The 17,780-nt window shown below is 64.7% G+C and carries 13 protein-coding genes; 8 read left to right on the top strand and 5 right to left on the bottom strand.

What is annotated here, in order from left to right; all coding sequences use genetic code 11:
- Nucleotides 1-76 precede the first annotated feature (76 nt).
- From GWG67_RS20180 to wrbA, 3 genes are all read left to right on the top strand, one after another.
- A complete protein-coding gene (locus tag GWG67_RS20180; RefSeq protein ID WP_275171070.1) occupies nt 77-829 on the top strand; it encodes an SDR family NAD(P)-dependent oxidoreductase in 753 nt (250 codons plus the stop codon).
- Between the two features lie 32 nt (nt 830-861).
- Entirely contained in the window at nt 862-1,560 is a 699-nt protein-coding gene (locus tag GWG67_RS20175) for a pirin family protein (protein WP_275171069.1), read from the top strand.
- 85 nt (nt 1,561-1,645) lie between these two features.
- A complete protein-coding gene (wrbA, locus tag GWG67_RS20170; RefSeq protein WP_275171068.1) occupies nt 1,646-2,245 on the top strand; it encodes an NAD(P)H:quinone oxidoreductase in 600 nt (199 codons plus the stop codon).
- A 30-nt stretch (nt 2,246-2,275) separates the two neighbouring features.
- Here wrbA and GWG67_RS20165 read toward each other — a convergent pair whose 3' ends face one another.
- The 3 genes from GWG67_RS20165 to GWG67_RS20155 all read right to left on the bottom strand — a co-directional run bounded on the left by GWG67_RS20165 (nt 2,276) and on the right by GWG67_RS20155 (nt 6,002).
- Nucleotides 2,276-3,421, bottom strand: coding sequence for a GNAT family N-acetyltransferase (locus GWG67_RS20165; RefSeq protein WP_275171067.1), 1,146 nt, complete (start codon nt 3,419-3,421; stop codon nt 2,276-2,278).
- Nucleotides 3,422-3,486: 65 nt separating this feature from the next.
- Nucleotides 3,487-4,893 carry an O-antigen ligase gene (locus tag GWG67_RS20160; RefSeq protein WP_275171066.1) on the bottom strand — a complete coding sequence of 469 codons (1,407 nt, stop codon included), beginning with the start codon at nt 4,891-4,893 and terminating at the stop codon, nt 3,487-3,489.
- 41 nt (nt 4,894-4,934) lie between these two features.
- Nucleotides 4,935-6,002: a glycosyltransferase family 1 protein gene (locus GWG67_RS20155; protein WP_275171065.1), complete on the bottom strand. Its 1,068-nt coding sequence runs from the start codon at nt 6,000-6,002 to the stop codon at nt 4,935-4,937.
- A gap of 247 nt (nt 6,003-6,249) precedes the next feature.
- Here GWG67_RS20155 and GWG67_RS20150 point away from each other — a divergent pair, with 247 nt between their 5' ends.
- Nucleotides 6,250-7,236: a glycosyltransferase gene (locus GWG67_RS20150; protein WP_275171064.1), complete on the top strand. Its 987-nt coding sequence runs from the start codon at nt 6,250-6,252 to the stop codon at nt 7,234-7,236.
- Nucleotides 7,237-7,251: 15 nt separating this feature from the next.
- Here GWG67_RS20150 and GWG67_RS20145 read toward each other — a convergent pair whose 3' ends face one another.
- Complete coding sequence (locus GWG67_RS20145; protein ID WP_275171063.1) at nt 7,252-8,280, bottom strand: glycosyltransferase family 2 protein; 1,029 nt, start codon at nt 8,278-8,280, stop codon at nt 7,252-7,254.
- A 396-nt stretch (nt 8,281-8,676) separates the two neighbouring features.
- Here GWG67_RS20145 and GWG67_RS20140 point away from each other — a divergent pair, with 396 nt between their 5' ends.
- The 4 genes from GWG67_RS20140 (at nt 8,677) to GWG67_RS20125 (ending at nt 13,557) form a co-directional block, all read left to right on the top strand.
- Nucleotides 8,677-9,477: a methyltransferase gene (locus GWG67_RS20140; protein WP_275171062.1), complete on the top strand. Its 801-nt coding sequence runs from the start codon at nt 8,677-8,679 to the stop codon at nt 9,475-9,477.
- A gap of 288 nt (nt 9,478-9,765) precedes the next feature.
- Nucleotides 9,766-12,132 carry an exopolysaccharide transport family protein gene (locus GWG67_RS20135; protein WP_275171061.1) on the top strand — a complete coding sequence of 789 codons (2,367 nt, stop codon included), beginning with the start codon at nt 9,766-9,768 and terminating at the stop codon, nt 12,130-12,132.
- A complete protein-coding gene (locus GWG67_RS20130) occupies nt 12,125-12,931 on the top strand; it encodes a WecB/TagA/CpsF family glycosyltransferase (RefSeq protein ID WP_275171060.1) in 807 nt (268 codons plus the stop codon). The genes GWG67_RS20135 and GWG67_RS20130 overlap by 8 nt, the downstream gene beginning before the upstream one ends.
- A 284-nt stretch (nt 12,932-13,215) precedes the next feature.
- The gene (locus tag GWG67_RS20125; RefSeq protein WP_275171059.1) at nt 13,216-13,557 is read left to right on the top strand and encodes a hypothetical protein; all 342 of its coding nucleotides are present in this window, start codon (nt 13,216-13,218) and stop codon (nt 13,555-13,557) included.
- On the opposite strand, the gene GWG67_RS20120 is transcribed toward GWG67_RS20125, so the two are convergent.
- Nucleotides 13,531-17,646: a GAF domain-containing protein gene (locus tag GWG67_RS20120; protein ID WP_275171058.1), complete on the bottom strand. Its 4,116-nt coding sequence runs from the start codon at nt 17,644-17,646 to the stop codon at nt 13,531-13,533. The genes GWG67_RS20125 and GWG67_RS20120 overlap by 27 nt on opposite strands.
- Nucleotides 17,647-17,780 lie beyond the last annotated feature (134 nt).

Genomic DNA, 17,780 nt, shown 5'->3' with positions numbered 1-17,780 from the left:
TCAACAGTTTCTATTTCTATACCACAGGCCGAGGCTTATCCAAGGGTCATCAGAAATTCAGGACCGGAGAAATCCAATGACCAAGAAGCTCTCAGGCAAGGTTGCCCTCGTCACCGGCGGCTCGCGCGGTATCGGCGCGGCCTCTGCCCGCGCACTCGCCGATCAAGGTGCTGATGTTGCCATCAGCTACGTCGCCTCTCCCGAAAAGGCGGAAGCGGTCGTCACCGAGTTGAAGGCCCGGGGCGTCAAGGCCCGCGCCTTCAAGGCCGACCAGGCCTCGGCCAAGGACGTGACGCAGCTCGTCAACGACGTCGCGAAGGAGTTTGGCCATCTCGACATCTTGGTCAACAATGCCGGCGTCGCGAGCGGCGGCGTGATCGACGACGCCAATGCCGACACCGAGGCGCTCGCCCGACAGGACGCCGTCAACGTGCATGGCGTGATCGCGGCGATCCGCGCCGCTTCGCAATTGATGGGCGAAGGCGGCCGCATCGTCACCGTTGGCTCGATGCTCGCCGACCGCGCCTCGTTCCCGGGCCTTGCGGACTACGTCGCCACCAAGGCCGCCGTGGTCGGTTACACCAAGGGCGCCGCACGCGATCTCGGCCCGCGCGGCATCACCGTGAACGTGGTGCAACCCGGCTCGATCGACACCGACATGAATCCGAAGGACGGCGGCGAGTTCGCCGAGACCCAGCGCAAGCAGCACGCGCTGCAGCGCTTCGGCCGCCCCGAGGAAGTCGCGGCCGGAATCGTCTTCCTCGCAAGCCCGGAAGCCTCCTTCGTCACAGGCACGGTGCTCAACGTCGACGGCGGTTTTGGCGCCTAGGCGCCACCGTCGCAACATAAGGAATCACGCAGATGATCAAACTCAGACCCTTCGCAACCCTCGGCGGCGCCGATCACGGCTGGCTCAACGCCAAGCATCATTTCTCCTTCGCAAGCCATTATGACCCTGACAACATGGGTCACGGCGCCTTGCGAGTATGGAACGACGACGAGATCGCGCCGAACACCGGCTTCCCTGCCCATCCCCACGCCAACATGGAAATCATCACCTATGTGCGCGAGGGTGCGATTACCCATCAGGACAGCCTCGGCAACGAGGGACGCACCGAAGCGGGCGACGTGCAGGTGATGAGCGCCGGCAGCGGCATCCGCCACTCCGAATACAATCTCGAGCCGACCAAGACACGTATCTTCCAGATCTGGATCGAGCCGACCGCGCGCGGCGGCCAGCCGACCTGGGGCTCGAAGCCGTTTCCGAAAGGAGACCGCTCGGGCAAGCTCGTCACCATCGCGAGCGGCTTCGAGAATGACACGGACGCGCTGCCGATCCGCGCCGATGCGCGGGTGCTCGCCACCACGTTGAAGGCGGGCGAGAGCGCGGAGTACGCGCCGCACAAGTCGCGGCACCTTTATCTCGTGCCCGCGGCGGGGTCGGTCGAGATCAACGGCGTGCGCGTCAACGCCCGCGACGGCGCCGCGATCCGTGACGAGGACAGGCTGAAGATCACGGCACTGGAAGATTCCGAGATCGTGCTCGTCGACGCGGCCTGACGGCTCTCACCGTCATGGCGGGGCTTGTCCGGGCATGACGACACCAACAATCAACCCATCAAATCTGCATCCAACGGAGACCATCATGACCAAAGTTCTCGTCCTTTATTATTCCGCCTATGGCCACATCGAAGCGATGGCCAATGCCGTTGCCGAAGGCGCGCGCGAAGCGGGTGCCACCGTCGACATCAAGCGCGTGCCCGAGCTGGTGCCGGCCGACGTCGCCAAGGCGTCCTATTACAAGCTCGACCAGGCCGCCCCCATCGCCAATATCGACGACCTCGCCAATTATGACGCGATCATTGTCGGCACCGGCACCCGCTTTGGCCGGATGGCCTCGCAGATGGCGAACTTTCTGGACCAGGCCGGTGGGCTTTGGGCCAAGGGCGCGCTGCACGGCAAGGTCGGCGGTGCCTTCACGTCGACTGCGACCCAGCATGGCGGGCAGGAGACGACGCTGTTCTCGATCATCACCAACCTCTTGCATTTCGGCATGGTCGTGGTCGGCCTGAACTACGGCTTCGCCGGCCAGATGAAGCTCGACGAGGTCACCGGCGGCGCACCTTACGGTGCCACCACGATCACCGATGGCGACGGCAGCCGGCAGCCCAGCGCCAACGAGCTCGCCGGCGCACGCTATCAGGGCCGGCAGATCGCGGAGACCGCTAGAAAACTCCATGGCTGAGCTACACGGCTGGTGCGAGGGGAGCGCCCGTCAGCGCATCCCCTTGCCAATCGCCTGCGCCGCAAAGGCGGCGAGCCTGGGGTGACGGCGCAGGCCCTGCGCGGCGTGGTCACGCCATGCGAAGGGCATGCCGCGCCAGGACAGCGCGACGCTGACATCGGTCAGCGGTACCGGCTTGGCGCCGAAGCGGCGCTTGTAGCCCTGGTTGCCGATGCTGAGGTCGAAACGGCGCGCGCCCTGCGCATGCAACGCCGCCATGGTGCGATCGGTCACGAGCAGCCCCGGCGAGCAGCTCGACCAGGAATCGCCGGCGTGGCTGATGCGCAGGAAAAAATAGGTCGCACCAAACCTGACGCCGAGCGTGGTGGCGACAACGGCCTCGTCGCACACCAGCGCCGAAATGACGGCGTAACCGTCCGCGACGCCCTGGCGGGCGACCTCGCGATAGAACTGCGCATGGGTTTCGTCGTTGAGGACGAAGCGCGAGCCGAGCTTTCGCATGCGCGCCTGCTGCTGGGCATCCATCACGTCCAGCAGCTCGCGCGCACGCGCGACATCAGTGGCGATCTCGAATCGCGCCCCGGCGTGACGGCTGAAGACGCGCCAGCAGCGCGGCATCTGCATGCGCTTGATCGAGGCCTGGTAATCTTCATAGTCGTCGCCAGTCAGCACGAGGTTGCCGTTGAGCGAGCAGGAACCGATCCGGCCGAGCGACACCAGCGGGTTCGGGTTGCCCCCGATATGGGCCGGCATCTTCCTCAGGCGCAGCAGGTCGAAGCGGTCCGGCAATGCGCGCAATGCGTCGATCAGCGCCTCGCCGATCGCATCCGTCGCCGCCGCGTCCAACGCGGCATCGAGCGCCAGGATCGGCGCGTTGTTGTCGGAGACGCCGAGATCGGCGAATTCGACGATGCGGATGCCGCGCCTGAGGTGGCTGATCATCGGCACCATTGCGATGTCCCTGCCGGTCGTGGCATCGGAGATCAATGCAATCAGCGGCGAGAAATCGTGGAACGCCTCATACCAGGCGCCGAGCCAGTATCCATGCTGAAATGCAGTGCGATGGCCTGCGTTCAGGCGCGATGCGGCCTGCCGCCAGTCACGCACGAAATCGACGGCGATTCCCGACGTGCTGAACACAAGACCATCTGGTTGCTCGACGCTGAGGATCGTCATCCGCGGGACATACGATTACTGGGTGTTTCCAGATAGATTGTGTTTTGTCGCAGCCACAAGTGACCTCATTGCTTATCGTTAAGCCGATGCCACTGCAGCCGCACCGGCTGCGACAAGTCATCGGGGTCCGGTTCCACTTCCGCGACGCATTGGAACCTGGCCAGGAAGTGCAGGCCGGCCACGGCGACGGCGAACATGAACCAGATCGGATTCTGCCGTTCGAGCAGGAAGGTCTCGGTGGCCCCGTAGTACAGGCCGAACAGCCACACGGTCAGGAACAGCTTTGCTAACGCATCGCTGCGGTTGTGAGTTCGGGCCGACTGGAAATTGCCGAGCGGCGCGAGCACGAAGATGAGGATGACCAGCAACAGCCCCGGCAGGCCGATGGTGACCGCGAGGTCGAGATAGCTGTTGTGGCTGTGCGCCGCGCTCGTCGCCCATTCGGCGCCCTGGGCGGTCTGCCGCGCGGTCACGTCGTCCCAAAACGCGGCATAGCCGTGACCAATGATCGGCTTCTCGGCGACGGCGGCGAGCGCGAACTCCCAGATGGCGGAGCGCCCGGTGAAGGTGGGATCGAGCGGAAGCAGCCGCGTCATCGCCCCGAGCGCCGGGCTCAGGACGCTGCCGACCGTCAACAGGTTCATCGCGATCAGCGGCACGAAGCAGATGATCCGCTTCAGCCACAGGCTTGGTGTGACGCACACCAGCGAGGCGAGCGCGTAGATCGCAAAGCATAGCACTGAAGAGGTCTTGCCGCCGGTGAAGATCAGGAAGATTCCGGCCAGCGCGGCGATGGCCGGACCCATCACGAACGAGCCGATGGCAGACAGGTAAATGCCGACATAGACCAGGATGGTCATCACCGGCGAGGCGATGTTCTTGTGGCCGAAGCTGCCGCGCCAGTCGCCGGCCAACTGCGGCTCGGTGACATCGAGTGCAGTGTGCATCGAGTGTTGCGGCGCAAGGAAGACGCCGAGATAGCAGAGCATAAGCAGGACGAGCGCGGCGCCTCCGAGACACAGATTGAAGCTGCGCTGCGTCGGCGGCAGCAACGGCAACAACACCGCGAGCGACATCACGCTGGCTGCGAGCACGAAGCGCTGCATCGAAACTCCGCGATTCTCGGAGAAGACGATGTTGATCAAGAGCCAGCCGACCAGGCAGAGATGCAGCGGCGTCACCAGCGTCTTCAGCGCGGGCGCATCCGCCGCGGCGACGAACAGCACCGCGACCGCGGCCAGCAGGCCCCAGGAGACATAGGTGAGCGCCATCCGTCCGCCGACGACGGTGGTGACATCCTCGTTACGCAGGTCCGGAAACGGATCGAGCGTCACCAGCACGAGGAACAGGGCTGCGACTGCGACGAGGCAGCGCGCCGCCCGCACGGCGTTGACCCCCGCAAGCCCATCGCGCAGGACGCCGCGGAACGATCGGGCCTCGACGTCGGTCATGTCAATGGCGCTGCGATCCATGGCTCGAGGCTGGTGATGAAGCCGGAGGGAAGCTCAAGGTCTTAGCCGATCCCTGTTAAGCATCCGTCAACCAGTCCAGCGGGGCTCTGCGGCACCGCCTGCTGCCGCACGATGCTTCGCGCGATCTCGTAATATTGCAGCGCGCGCTGTTCCAGCGTGAGATTGTCGAGCACGAAGCCGCGCGGATCGAACGCATCAGCGGCACACCCGGCCCAGAACTGCTCCCAACCCGCCTCGAACCCGGCGATGTCGACGAACTTGGCGCCGCAACGATCGTCCCAGTACGGCACCGACGACACCGGTGCGAACTGGACGCGATGCGGATAATAATCGGGGTCCCGCCAAGGGCCGCCGGGATCCCAGGCAAGCACCGGCACGCCGCAAGACAAGGCCTGCTGATAGGCGATGCCCTGGCTCTCGTTCTGGCACAGGAAGATCATCGCACGCGATTGCGCGAGCGCAGCCCGATAGTCTTCCTCCTTGTAGCTGCCGTAACGCAGCTCGATGAACGAGCGGCCTTCCTTCGTGAGCCGGGCGCGGACGGGTTCGATCAACTCCGGCGCATAACGCTCGCGGTTCCAGTGCACCTTGTCGTAGATCAGGACGTCGACACTCTTTTGCGACGTCGGCGACGGTGCCCAGAGATCCGTGTCGATGCCGATCGGCCAAGCCTCCGTCTCGGGCCAATGCGGCCGATACATGTCGGCGTACCAGGGGCCCGGCACCACGACCTTCTTGACAGGCAAGCGCTTGAACAGGTCGGGATCGTCGAGCGGATGATTGTGGGCGGCGACGCCGAGCAGGATCGGATTTTTCCAGGCGAACTTGTCGAGCAGGAAGGTGCGGCCGATGATGCAGGCGAGTTCGCCCGGATGCCGCGCGATGTAGCTGTAGTCGTTGACGCGATAGCGGATGCCGAGCCGATCGAGCCCCGCACAGAGATTGAGGAACACGCGGAGCTGCCCGCTCATGCGCGGTTCGCCGAGCAGCATGCGACGCGCCATGCGCCGCAGATGCCGGTCGCCGGGAAACCAGCGATCGTCCTTATCCTCGTAGAACAGGTTGAGGACCATGTCGTCGGGATCGTAGTCGAATGTCTTTGCGGGCACTGGGTCCATCCGCGGCAGCCAGGTTGCGCATTCTCGCATGGGACCGGCTGTCGCACTCTTCCAAATTTGCCACAGGCTTAATGCCGGCGGCTTAACGCTAATTGACGAAACCAACGCTGCGGTAGCCGTCGCGGCGACGTTTTTTTCCCAATGCGAGTATCATTCGCGACGGTCAGGGTTGCGATCGATCGCATTGCGAACGCGCAGATGCGCCCTGGTTAACAGACGGTTAAAGGCGAGTCGTATCTTGATCACCGCGGAAGAAATTCTCGAATTGCCCGCCGCATCGCGCGTCGTTCCGGCGGCGCGTCTCCCGCTGCAAGTCGGCTCAGCCACATCGGTGTCTGTCGTCATCCCGGCCAAGAATGTTGCGGCCTATGTCGGTGAAACCCTCGCCAGCGCACTGGCGCAAGCCGAGGTCACCGAAGTGATCGTCGTGGACGACGGCTCGACCGACGGCACCACCGCCATCGTCCGTGCCATTCGTGACCCGCGACTGCGCCTGATGACCAACGGCGCGACGGGCGTATCGGCCGCGCGCAATCTCGGCGCGCAGCATGCGAACGGCCAATGGCTACTCTTCCTCGATGCCGACGATCGCCTGCGGCCCGGCGCGGTCGCGGCGCTGCTGGCGGCCGCGCGTGGCGCGCCGCGCGCGGTTCTCGTCTACGGCGACTACAACACGATCGACAGCGAGGGGCGGCAGATCGGCCGTCGGGATCTGCTGAAAGGGCGCCGCAAGCCGTCCGGCGACGTGCTGGCGCGGCTGGCGGCCGGCAACTTCATCGTCAATGGCGGCATTGCGCTCGCACGTGCAGAGGCCTTCCGCGCTATCGGCGGCTTCGACGTCTCGCTCAGATATTGCGAGGACTGGCACTGCTGGTGCCGCCTTGCCGCGATCGGCGAGTTCGAATTTGCGCCGAACCTTCTGCTTGACTACCGCCTGCACACGGCCAATACCATGAACGCGGCGGTGCGGACGCCACAGGATTTCTTTCCGGCGATCGCGCGGGTGTTCGACGACGGGCTGATCATGGCGCGACTGCCCGCGGGCATGGCAGCCGGGCTGCGCCAGGCCGCCGAAGTTCATCTCGTCACATATTCGGCGATGCAAGCGGTCCGCTTCGGCAGATATCGCCAAGCCTTCGCCTATCTCGGGATGGTCGGGCGCCGCTCGCTCAAATCGCTGCCGCGCTCCGCGGTCAGGGTTGCCCTCGCCTGCTTTGGTATTTAGCCCGCCGCCTCGGCGTCAGGACACGATCTTCGAGGCCTCATAGGGTTTCGGCTCCACGCCGAACGCGGCGAACAACGAGCCGAGCGCGACCATCACGGGATGCATCGCGACGACGGCCTTCGATGAGTTCAGCAGAGTGGCCGCGCGCACCAACGACAGCGGCAACCTCCCGAGCACCTGCGCAAACACCCACACTCGCGCCGCCGTGCCCTGCGCGGCCTTGGACTGCACACGATAATTGATCGCGCCGATGCGCAGGCCTCGCTTCACGATCCAGCCGAAACCGGTGCGGCTTTGCGGCACCGTCTCGGTGATGACAGCCTCCGCCGTCCAGTGGAACGTCATGCCGGCATCGCGGCAGCGCACGAAGAAATCGCAGTCGCCGCCCCCGAGGAAGTTGAAGCGCGGATCGAAAGCGGGCCGGGCGAACCTCTCGAACGCCGCACGCGTGATCAGGCAATTGCCGCAGCCATAGATCAGGGGCACCGCGCCGCTGTAATCATAGGCGGGACAGAAAACGGGGTGCCCCGAAAGCCACGGCATGCTGTCGTCCTCGAAGATCGGCAGCACCGGCCCGCCGACCACATCGGCGCCGGTCGCCTCCGCGGTGCGGACCATCAGCTCGAGCCAATCGGGCGAAGCGATCTCGTCGTCATCGATCATCAGGAACCGGGTCGCGGCGGGGAACAGCGCCAGCGCCGTCTCGAACGCGGCGTTGATCGCCTGGACATTGCCTTGCCGTTTCTCGACCAGGCAGATGCCCTGAAGCCTGCCATCGGCGAGATATTCCGCGGCCACCGGCGCGCTTTCGCGCCGTACCGCATCGTTCTCGACCATGACGACGGCGAAGGAGCGCGGGGTGCGCTGGCTGGCGAGCGAGTCCAGTGTCAACCGCAGATGCTGCGGGCGGCGGAAGCAGGGGATGCAGACGACGATACCAACCGACAGGTCGATAATCCGGGAGCTGGCCGCGATCTCCCGGTTGGGATCGCGCACGGCATCCGAGATACGCGTGGCGGACAGGTCTGTCGGGATCAATGTCATGACGTTCTAGATGTCCGAGATAGATTGAAAAAGCCCTGCTTCGATCCCGGGGATCAGCGCCGTCCCGCGACGGCACATCGCCGCGGGACAGGCACGTCCCAAAATGAACGGCCGGTTGGAGCCTCGCGACGGCGGCACGCCGCCGATTTTCTGCCATCCATGCGCTTAACTGCTTTCGGCTGTTTCTGCTGCGAAACCTTGCGCGCGTGATACTGCAATTCGCGGTCCACCGCGCCGATGGCGGCTGGCGCGGACGATGCCGTAGTTAACGCACATGCCCATTAACCCGATCGTAAGCACCGTGACGGGTGAAGCGTCGCGGCATCGGATTTGCTCTACGGCTACACGAGATTTTTCCTGTAAATTTAAGTCGAACAAGCGCGGTCAGAAAAAAATATGAACAAGCCAGCCACGATCGATTTCGCGACAGCCACGGCGGTCCAGATTCCCGCGGCCATCGCCCACACTCAGGCGCTGCACGATCTCGTCCCCGGTGAAGCCCGCGACAGCCTGCTCGCCGTCCACGACGTACTGCGCCGCGAACTGCCGCAGGGCCAGCTCGCCACCTATGAAGCCGGAGGCGGCTCGTGCAGCGTCCTGCCACCGGAACTGCTGAGTCGAAGCAAGGTCACCGTCGTCGACATCGACGAGGACCAGGTTCGCAACAACAGCTACGCGGACGAAGCGATCCTCGGCGACGTCCAGACCTACCGCTTCGGGCACGAGACATTCGATCTGGTGATCTGCTACAACGTGATCGAACATCTTCCGAACGTCGACGCCGCACTCCTGAATTTCCGCGATGCGCTCAAGCGCGGCGGGATGATCCTGATCGGCGCGCCCAATCCGCGCTCATTGTCCGGGGTCGTCACCAAATACTCGCCGCACTGGTTCCACGTCTGGTTTTACCGGCACATTCGCGGCATCAAAGATGCCGGCTTGCCGGGCGAGCCGCCGTTCCCGACCTTCTTCCATCCCCTGGTGTCGCTGCCGAGGCTCGAAGCCTTCGCCGCCGCCAATGGCCTCGAGATGATCTACCGCCGTGAGGTCGAGAGCCCGCGCTATCCCGAGATGCGCCGGCGCAAGCCGCTGTTCGCAGCCCTGGTCGACGCCGGCGCCGCCGTGCTCAACGCCGTGCTCCCGCGCGGGACCGACGTCCGCCGCGGCGATTATCACGTCATCCTGCGGAAAAGCTGACAGCCATGGTGCGCGTACGGCCGATCGCAAGACCAGCGAAGCCTCGCGGCCACGACGCACGCGGTAACGAACCGTTAAGCTCTGAAGGACCTCACCGCACGCGCCACGGCGATGCGTCGAAGAGTGGCATGCGCTTAAACGCTTTGTTTGCCATTTCGGTGAATAGTCCCTCAATGAGTATGGTTAATTTTCCCTGTTGCGTTGAGTGGGCACCTATATCCGAGGTGCGTGGCGTAGAGCGAAGAGTAACCCCTCAGCACGCGGCACTTGGAATGAAAGCTGGGGATCATGCTTGACTATAACCAGCCGATAGACCGGGCCAGACCGGAGGCCCCTCAGCAGCGGCCTCAGGTCGGCTTCAACGTGCTGGAGCTGGTCAATCTGCTCTGGCGGCGGAAGATCGCGATTGCCGTTGCCGCGCTGCTGGGTGCGACGCTTGCCGTCACCGTGGGCAAGAGCCTGACGCCCCGCTACACCGCCACCGCCCAGCTCTATGTCGACCCGCGCGAGCTTCAGCTCGTCGATCGCGAGCTAACGCCCCGCGCGCAGGACGTATCCGGCATGTCGATGGTGGTCGAGAGCCAGGCGCGCCTGATCACCTCCAACAGCGTGCTGCTGCAGGTGATCCAGCAGGCTGATCTGGACAAGGATCCCGAATTCGGCGGCGGCGCCGACGGCAAAGGCGTGATGTCGTCGCTGCTCGGCCTGATCGGCCTTCAGCCCCACGCGCCCTCCGCCGCTGAGAAGAAGGAAGTGCAGCTCGCCGCCCTCGAGGCGCTGAACCGGCACATCACGATCCGCAAGACCGAGAAGAGCTTCATCGTCGACATCGAGGTCTGGTCGACCGATCCGGCGAAAGCGGCGATGCTCGCCAACACGCTGACCAGCGCCTACCTCGCGGAATCCCGCAACTCGCAGGCTTCGGCCGCGCGGCGCGCCACCAACGATCTCTCCGGCCGCCTGAAGGAGCTGCGCGAGCGGCTGCGCAGCGCCGAGACCGTGCTCGCGACCTACAAGGCTCAAAACAATTTCGTCGGTACCCAGGATGCGCTGATCAGCGACCAGCAGCTTTCCGCCAGCAACCAGCGGCTTTCCGCCGCCCGCGCCGCGACGATGGACGCGCAGGCGCGCCTCGACCAGATCGAGGCGAGCCGACGCACGACTGCAGATGCAGGCGCGAACTCCGAGGCGCTGCAATCGCCGACCATCGCGAACCTGCGCGCGCAATATGCCGACGCGCGCAAGAAATATGCGGAGCAGGCCGGCGAGCTCGGCCCGCGTCATCCGGCGCTGCGCCAGACCGAGAAGCAGGTCGAGGATCTCAAGCGCACCATCAACGAAGAAATCGACCGCTTCGCCCAGTCCGCCAAGAACGATTTGACGCGCGCCCGCGACTTTGAAGCCTCGCTCAGCCGGGCACTGGAGGCGCAGAAGCGGCAGAGCGTCCAGCTCAGCCAGGCCGCCGTGCGCTTGCGCGAGCTCGAGCGCGAAGCCGATGCCAGCCGTGACGTCTATCAATCCTTCCTCAAGCGCTCGCGCGAGACCGAGGAACAGGAGACGCTGAACACCTCGGCGGCCCGAATCATCGGCGAAGCGACGGTGCCGCAGCGGCGCTCGTTCCCACCGGCGATGAGCCTGTTCGCCATGATCGGTTTCATTTTCGGCGCAATCGCTGCATCGAGCTGGTTCGTCGGAGCCGAACTGCTGTTCGCCAGTGCCTTCGCGCCAGCACCGGCGCCGGCCCGTCCCAATCGCACTTCGTTGCCGCAAGCTCCAGCGCCTTCGCGGGCGCCGGAGACTGCCCGGCCCCAGCCGGTCCCGCGCGCTCCGGAAGTCGCGGAGGCGCTACCGGAACTCGCCGCCCCGCCGCTGCAACCTTCGATGATCGAGAAGCCCCTGATCGAAAAGCCGCTGATCGCGCGCCTCCAGGAGGCCGACGTCATCCACACGCTCGGCGCCATTCTCGCCACCGGCGGCGGCATCGACCTCACCCGGCTGGGCTGGCCGACGCTGCGCCCCGGCTTTCCACTGACGACGCTGCTCAACGCCTGGCGCGACATGCGCGCTACGGCGGGCCGGCGCGCCGGCGGAAAGACAATGCCTGTTGTCGCGCTCGTCGGTGCCAGCGAGACCACCGGGCGCAGCGTGACCGCGCTGAATTTCGCGCTCGCGGCCGCGCGCGACGGCGCCCGGGTGCTGATGATCGACGCCGACCATCAGGCGCACTCGCTCTCGAACAAGGTCAACCGTCCCGGCAAGAGCGAGCCGAGCAAGGTCGGATGGCTTTCGATCGGCAGCAAGGCCGCGCGCGAGATCAAGACCCTCAACGGCATCTCGGTATTGCCGGCCGCCGAACGCGACGCAGGCAAGGCCACCGACGCCATCCGTAAGGCCATCGAGCAGGCGCGCTCCGCCGGCGGCTATGACCTCGTCATCCTCGACGGTCCCGCGGCACCACTCACGGCCGGCAGCCGTAAGCTGCTCGATGATGCCGACGCGCTGGTGGCGGTGCTGCCGACCAGCCTCGACATCAACGACGGCCTGGAAGAGATATTGAGCACGCTCGGCCGTGCCGAGCGCAAGCTCGTCGGCGTCGTGCTCGACGAGCTCACCCCTATGGCCCAAGCTCGCCAACGAGGCAAACAGTATGCTTGAGCGCCGCATCAATCTCGATGGCCGGGCCGCAACCGCCGACGTGCCGCGGATCACCATCGGCGGCCTTCGCATGGCCGCGATCGACCTGGAAGCGACCGCAGATTTCATGATCGAGGCGACCGATCCGCGCCATCGCATCGGCCGTCCGCTGCACCTGACCTCGGCCAATGGCGAGGTGCTGGCGCGGTGCTCGACTGAACCGGAGACCGAGCGCCTGTTCCGAGGCGCGGACCTCATCAACGCCGATGGCCAGCCGCTGGTCGCGGCGTCCAGGCTGCAATCCTGGTTTCCGCTGCCCGAGCGCGTCGCCACGACGGACCTGTTTCACGTCGTCGCGCGCAAGGCTGAAGCGGTCGGCCGCACCTTCTATATGTTCGGCGCCAGCGAGGACGAGAACGCCGCCGCGGTCGAGAACGTCCGGAAGATGTATCCAAACCTCAAGATCGTCGGCCACAGCCACGGTTATCTCCGTGGCGATGCGCTGCGTGCTAAGGTCGACGAGATCAACGCGCTAGCGCCGGATTATCTCTGGGTTGCGCTGGGCGTGCCAAACGAGCAGGCGTTCGTCGAGGAATTCACTCCGCATCTCACCAATGTCGGCGTCATCAAGACATCCGGCGGCCTGTTCAACTTCTTGTCGGGCAGCCGATCGCGCGCGCCGCGATGGATGCAGAAGATCGGGCTGGAATGGGCCTGGCGCACCTTGCTCGAGCCCCGCCGCCTGTTCTGGCGCTATTTGACCACCAACCCTCGCGCGATCTATCTGCTGTTCAGCCGCAATCGGCCCTTCAATCGCTGAGTAGACAACGACATGACCGCCGACGGTTACCAGCCCCGCCTGCGCTATTTCAATGCCAGCGCCGCCGGTATTGCGCCTTGCGGGCCGGGCTCATAAGCGGCTAAAGAGACTGTCGCAGTCGGCGTCGGCAACTTTCCCGGCCGCCGCATGTTTTTCTATGGCCGCCGACACAAGCGGCGCAATGGGCTCAGCCGATAGCGCGAGCCAGCTTTTCACAGCGAAGGCCACGATCGAGTCCGCGCATCGGCCTGCTTTCAGGCGCGACCCAAGGGAGCACGGAACGAATGCATCAGGCCGCAAGCCTGCAATTCGAGCGCATGATGGACGAGCTCGTCCTCTGGCATGCCGTGCCGGAGGACGAACGATCGCCGGCGCCGGCCTGGTGGTGGGGTCCGGCGATGGCAGTGTTCGACACGCATGAGCCGATGCGCCAGGCCTGGTGTCGCGAGCTCGGCCTTGGCGACGGCTCGAGCTTTGCCGAAGGAGCGCATGTCCTTATCACGCTCTTCGCCGAACAAACCTCGCTTCCCTGGCCGGATCATTTTCCACGCAAGGCAGAGATCAGGGAAGAGGACGTCCGCGAACTGCACCCGCAGCCATCAGACGACAGCGCTTTTCAAGCGTAGTGCCGCGGCCTCGGTGGCGACATGGTCCGGCTCCGGCTGGAGCGGCGGCGCGACGGGCAGCTCCATCGGCCGCAGCAGCTCGGCCATCTCCCGCGCCGGCAGCGGCTTGGAGATCAGGAAACCCTGCATCTCGTCGCAGCCATGGGCGCGCAGGAACGCCTCCTGTTCGGCGTTCTCGACGCCTTCCGCCACCACGGTCATGCCGAGTGCCTTGCCCATGCTGATGATCGCCTGCGCGATCGCCTGATCCTCCGCGTCCTGTGGCAAGTCGCGCACGAAGGAGCGGTCGATCTTGATGGTGTCGATCGGGAAATGCTTCATCAGCGACATCGACGAATAGCCCGTCCCGAAATCGTCGATCGCCAAGCGAATGCCGCGGCTCTGGATGGCGTCAAGCACCTTGAGCGCGCGCCCGACGTTGCGCATCATCATGCTCTCAGTGACCTCCAACTGGAGCAGCACGGGTGACATGCCGCTGGCGGCCAGCGCCTCATCGACGTCCTGCAACAGATGCTCGTCGACAAACTGTCGCGGTGACAGGTTGACCGCCATCGACACCGGCAACAGGCCGCGGCGCTGCCAGGCCATGGCCTGCGCGCAGGCCTCCTTCACCACCCAGCGGCCGATCGGCACGATCAACCCGGTCTCTTCCGCAAGCGGAATGAACTGCGCCGGCGAGATGCTGCCGAGATCGGGGTGCGTCCAGCGCAGCAGGGCTTCCACGCCCGTGATCTGGCCGGTCTCCATGTCCACCTTGGGCTGGTAGTTCAAAGTGAATTGATCGCGCTCCAGCGCCCGGCGCAGCGCGCTCTCCAGCGACAGCCGTTCGATCGACTGCGTCTTCACTTCCTTGGAGAAGAAGCGGTAGCCGTTCTTGCCGTCCTCCTTGGCGAGATACATCGCCATGTCGGCGTTCTTGGTCAGTGTCTGTGCGTCGGAGCCGTTGGTTGGATACATCGCGATGCCGATCGAGGCCGTGGTGTGGCACTCATGCCCCGCTAGCTCCATGGGTTCGGCAAGCGCCGTCAACAGCTCGTTGGCGATGCGCTGCACGTCATTGATCTCGCCACATTGATCGAGGATCACCACGAACTCGTCTCCGCCGAGCCGCGCCACCACGTCGCTTGCGCGCAACGCACCACGCAGCCGGTTGGCCACTTCGAGCAGGAGCAGATCGCCGGCCTCGTGGCCCAGCGAATCGTTGATGACCTTGAAACGGTCGAGGTCGATGAACAGCACCGCAAAGCGGTGATCGTGGCGCTGCGCTTCGTCGATCGCCTCGTGCAGCAGCGCGTTGAAGGTCTCGCGGTTCGGCAGGTCGGTCAGGCTGTCGTGCGAAGCGAGGTATTCGATCCGCTCGTCGGCCTCGTTTTTCTCGTCGGCCCGGTCGAAATTCTCCATCGCGAAGGAGACGTTGTCGGCGAGGCGCTGCAACAGCTCAACGAACTCGGCCGTGAAGGTGCCCGGCTCGGTGGACATGTAGATCATGACGCCGACGGCCTGATCGTGCGCGACGAGCGGAAAAGCCGCGCCCGACCGCGCGCCGTCGTTGCGGACAATGGCATGGAAGGCGCGAACGCGATCGTCATTGAGATAGTCGTTGCTGATGCAGGGCTGGCGGGTGCGGAACGCCGTGCCGCTCATTCCGCGCCCCTCGGGACGGTCGGGGTCGATTGACAGGCGGACATTGCGCGTGGTGTCAGACGATGGTCCGGCGCTCGACACGATCTCCAGCTGGTCGCTGTCGGCCCTCGACAGTGCAATAGTGGTCGATGTGAATTTTGCGCCATTCGAGGCGGCAAGGCAGACGAGGTCGAACAGTTCGGCGCGCGACTTCGCCCGCATGATCGCTTCGTTGGTGGCGCTCAGAGACGCAAACATGCGCGTCAGGCGTTCCTTCTGCGCCTCGGTACGGGCCTTCTCCTCGGCACGATCGAAATTGTCGAGGGCGAAAGAGACGTTTTCAGCCAGGCGTCCGAGCAGTTCGACCAGATCGGGTGTGAACGTATTCTCTTCAGGTGCGAGGAAAAGCAGGATGCCAATCGGCTCCTGGCCGGCCCGCAGCAGTGGGAAGCTGGCAGCAGCACGGGTTCCATCCTCGATCGCCTTGGAATGCCAGTGCATCGATCGCGGATCGTTCTGATAGTCGTTAATGACACTGGCCCGGTGGGTCCGCAGCGACATCCCTATGATTCCCTGGCCCTCAGGATGGTCGGCGGAAACACCGCAGGTGCGTCCCACCATTCGTTCCTGAAGGCGTCCCTTCACGGCGACCACCCGGACGAGTTCACGTTTGTCGTCCATAATGCCGATTGTCGCAGAGGCGAACACGCCGCCGAGCACCGCGGCTTGGCACGCGACCTCGAACAGCTCCTCGCGCGTCTTGGCGCGCATGATGGCTTCGTTGGTCGCGCTCAGCGCCTCGAACATGCCACTCAGGCGGTCACGCTGCTTGTCGGCCCGCGCTTTTTCGTCGGCCCGATCGAAGTTCTCCAGCGCAAAGGCGACGTTGGCTTGGAGCTTGCGCAGCAGCTCGACGAACTCGTCCGTGAAAGTGCCGAGCTCGCGCGAGTTGAACAGGAATACCCCTTCGACCCTGTCGCCGTTGAACAGCGGCAGCGCGGTTGACGACGCAATGCCGTTGCGACGCGCGCTCGCGTGCCAAGGCTCGAGGCGCGCGTCTGCCAGGATGTCGTTGCTGATGCAGGCCTGCCGCGTCCGGAACGCGGTGCCGGTCAACCCACGTCCCTCCGGCACCTTGTCGCTGACCGGCAATCTGAAGGTTCGTACCTCAGCGGCGTTCGGACCAAAAGATGCGACAACGCGAAGCAGTCCCGCGTCGCCGTCGAGCAACGCGATCGAGGTCGAGGCGAACTTCGCGCCCTGCGCCGTGGCTTCGCAAACCAGGTCAAACAGTTCGCTGCGGGATCTTGCCCGCAGAATGGCCTCGTTCGTCGCGCTTAGCGCCGCGTACATGCGCGCCAGCCGTTCCTCCTCCAGGGCGATCTGAGCCTTCTCCTTGTCGCGGTCAAAGTTCTCGAGCGCAAAGCATACGGCTTCGGTCATGCGCAGCAACAGTGCGACGATGCCTTCGTCTTTCGCCCAGGCTTTGCTCACGAAGAAAAACAGCACGCCGATGCTGGTACCACGTTTGATCAAGGGAGCAGCCACGCAGGCGACGGCACCGGCATTGACGTTGGCCTGCTCCCAGGTCGTCCCCTTGGTACGATTGAGGAGGTCGTCCTCGACGATCGCTTTCTGGGTCCGGAACACCTCACCGGAGATGCCCTTGCCGTAGGGACTCTCCGGATCGATCGAGTAGCGCGACTGTCTGATCAGATCCAGATTATGTCCGGTCGCTGCCACCGGCGTCAGCCATTCGGAATCCGGCTCGTGCAGCAGAACGAAAGTGCCAAGCGATTTGCCGCTATACACAGCGGCGTCGCAGACCCGCTGGTACAAGTCCTGCTCGGTGCTGGCGTGCAGGATTGCTTCATTCGTCGCAGTGAGGGCGCCGAACATGCGGTTGAGCCGCCGCACTGCCCGCTCGCCATCCAGGCGCGCTGTCTCGCGCGCGAAATTCTCCAGAGCATGTGAGATATTGCTCGACATCCGCTCGAACAGCGAGACCATCGCCTCGTCGAGCGTGCCTGCCCCCGAGCGCGTCACATACAACACCCCGATACTGCGACCGCCGCAGATCAGGGGAAGCGCCGCGGCTGCGCCGACGCCCGCCCCGGCCGCGCCCTCGCGCCACGCGAGCGAGCGAGGATCGTTCAGGTAATCGTTGCTGATGCAGATCCCCTGGCTACGAAAGGCTTCGCCGCCGACGCCCGATCCCTCCGGCGTGCCGGCCACCGTGGTGATCTTGATCGCACGCAGCCGCGAAACGTCGTCACCGCAGCCGGCCGCAAACCGCAGCCGCGGGCCATCCGGCTCCGCCAGGAAGACGGCGACGGCCATGAAGTCCCCACTCGAAAAGCCGGCGTCGCAGACCTTCTGGTACAGCTCGTCCGGCGATTTCGCGTAAAGGATGGCTTCGTTGATGTCGCTCAACGCTGCAAGTGTGCGCGCGAGGGTCCCCTGCACGATCTCAACTCCCCGGCATTTCTGCCATTTTATCCCGGGTAGCTTATGAGCCGATCGCCTAAGTGGGGGTTATTGGTTCCCGCAAACCGTCGATCAAAGTGAACGAGCTGCAAACAACCGGCGCGAAATCCCGC

Source organism: Bradyrhizobium sp. CSS354, from assembly GCF_029051725.1.
Taxonomy (GTDB): Bacteria; Pseudomonadota; Alphaproteobacteria; order Rhizobiales; family Xanthobacteraceae; genus Bradyrhizobium.
Note: the sequence above shows the minus strand (reverse complement) of the source record. Positions and strands in the feature narration are given on the sequence as shown.

Bases quoted from the DNA above. Each gene is read 5' to 3' on its own strand.
- GWG67_RS20180 (WP_275171070.1), top strand. From the start codon at position 77: ATGACCAAGAAGCTCTCAGGCAAGGTTGCCCTCGTCACCGGCGGCTCG.
- GWG67_RS20160 (WP_275171066.1), bottom strand. From the start codon at position 4,893: ATGGATCGCAGCGCCATTGACATGACCGACGTCGAGGCCCGATCGTTC.
- GWG67_RS20130 (WP_275171060.1), top strand. From the start codon at position 12,125: ATGCTTGAGCGCCGCATCAATCTCGATGGCCGGGCCGCAACCGCCGAC.
- GWG67_RS20145 (WP_275171063.1), bottom strand. From the start codon at position 8,280: ATGACATTGATCCCGACAGACCTGTCCGCCACGCGTATCTCGGATGCC.
- GWG67_RS20175 (WP_275171069.1), top strand. From the start codon at position 862: ATGATCAAACTCAGACCCTTCGCAACCCTCGGCGGCGCCGATCACGGC.
- GWG67_RS20125 (WP_275171059.1), top strand. From the start codon at position 13,216: ATGCATCAGGCCGCAAGCCTGCAATTCGAGCGCATGATGGACGAGCTC.
- GWG67_RS20165 (WP_275171067.1), bottom strand. From the start codon at position 3,421: ATGACGATCCTCAGCGTCGAGCAACCAGATGGTCTTGTGTTCAGCACG.
- GWG67_RS20135 (WP_275171061.1), top strand. From the start codon at position 9,766: ATGCTTGACTATAACCAGCCGATAGACCGGGCCAGACCGGAGGCCCCT.
- wrbA (WP_275171068.1), top strand. From the start codon at position 1,646: ATGACCAAAGTTCTCGTCCTTTATTATTCCGCCTATGGCCACATCGAA.
- GWG67_RS20140 (WP_275171062.1), top strand. From the start codon at position 8,677: ATGAACAAGCCAGCCACGATCGATTTCGCGACAGCCACGGCGGTCCAG.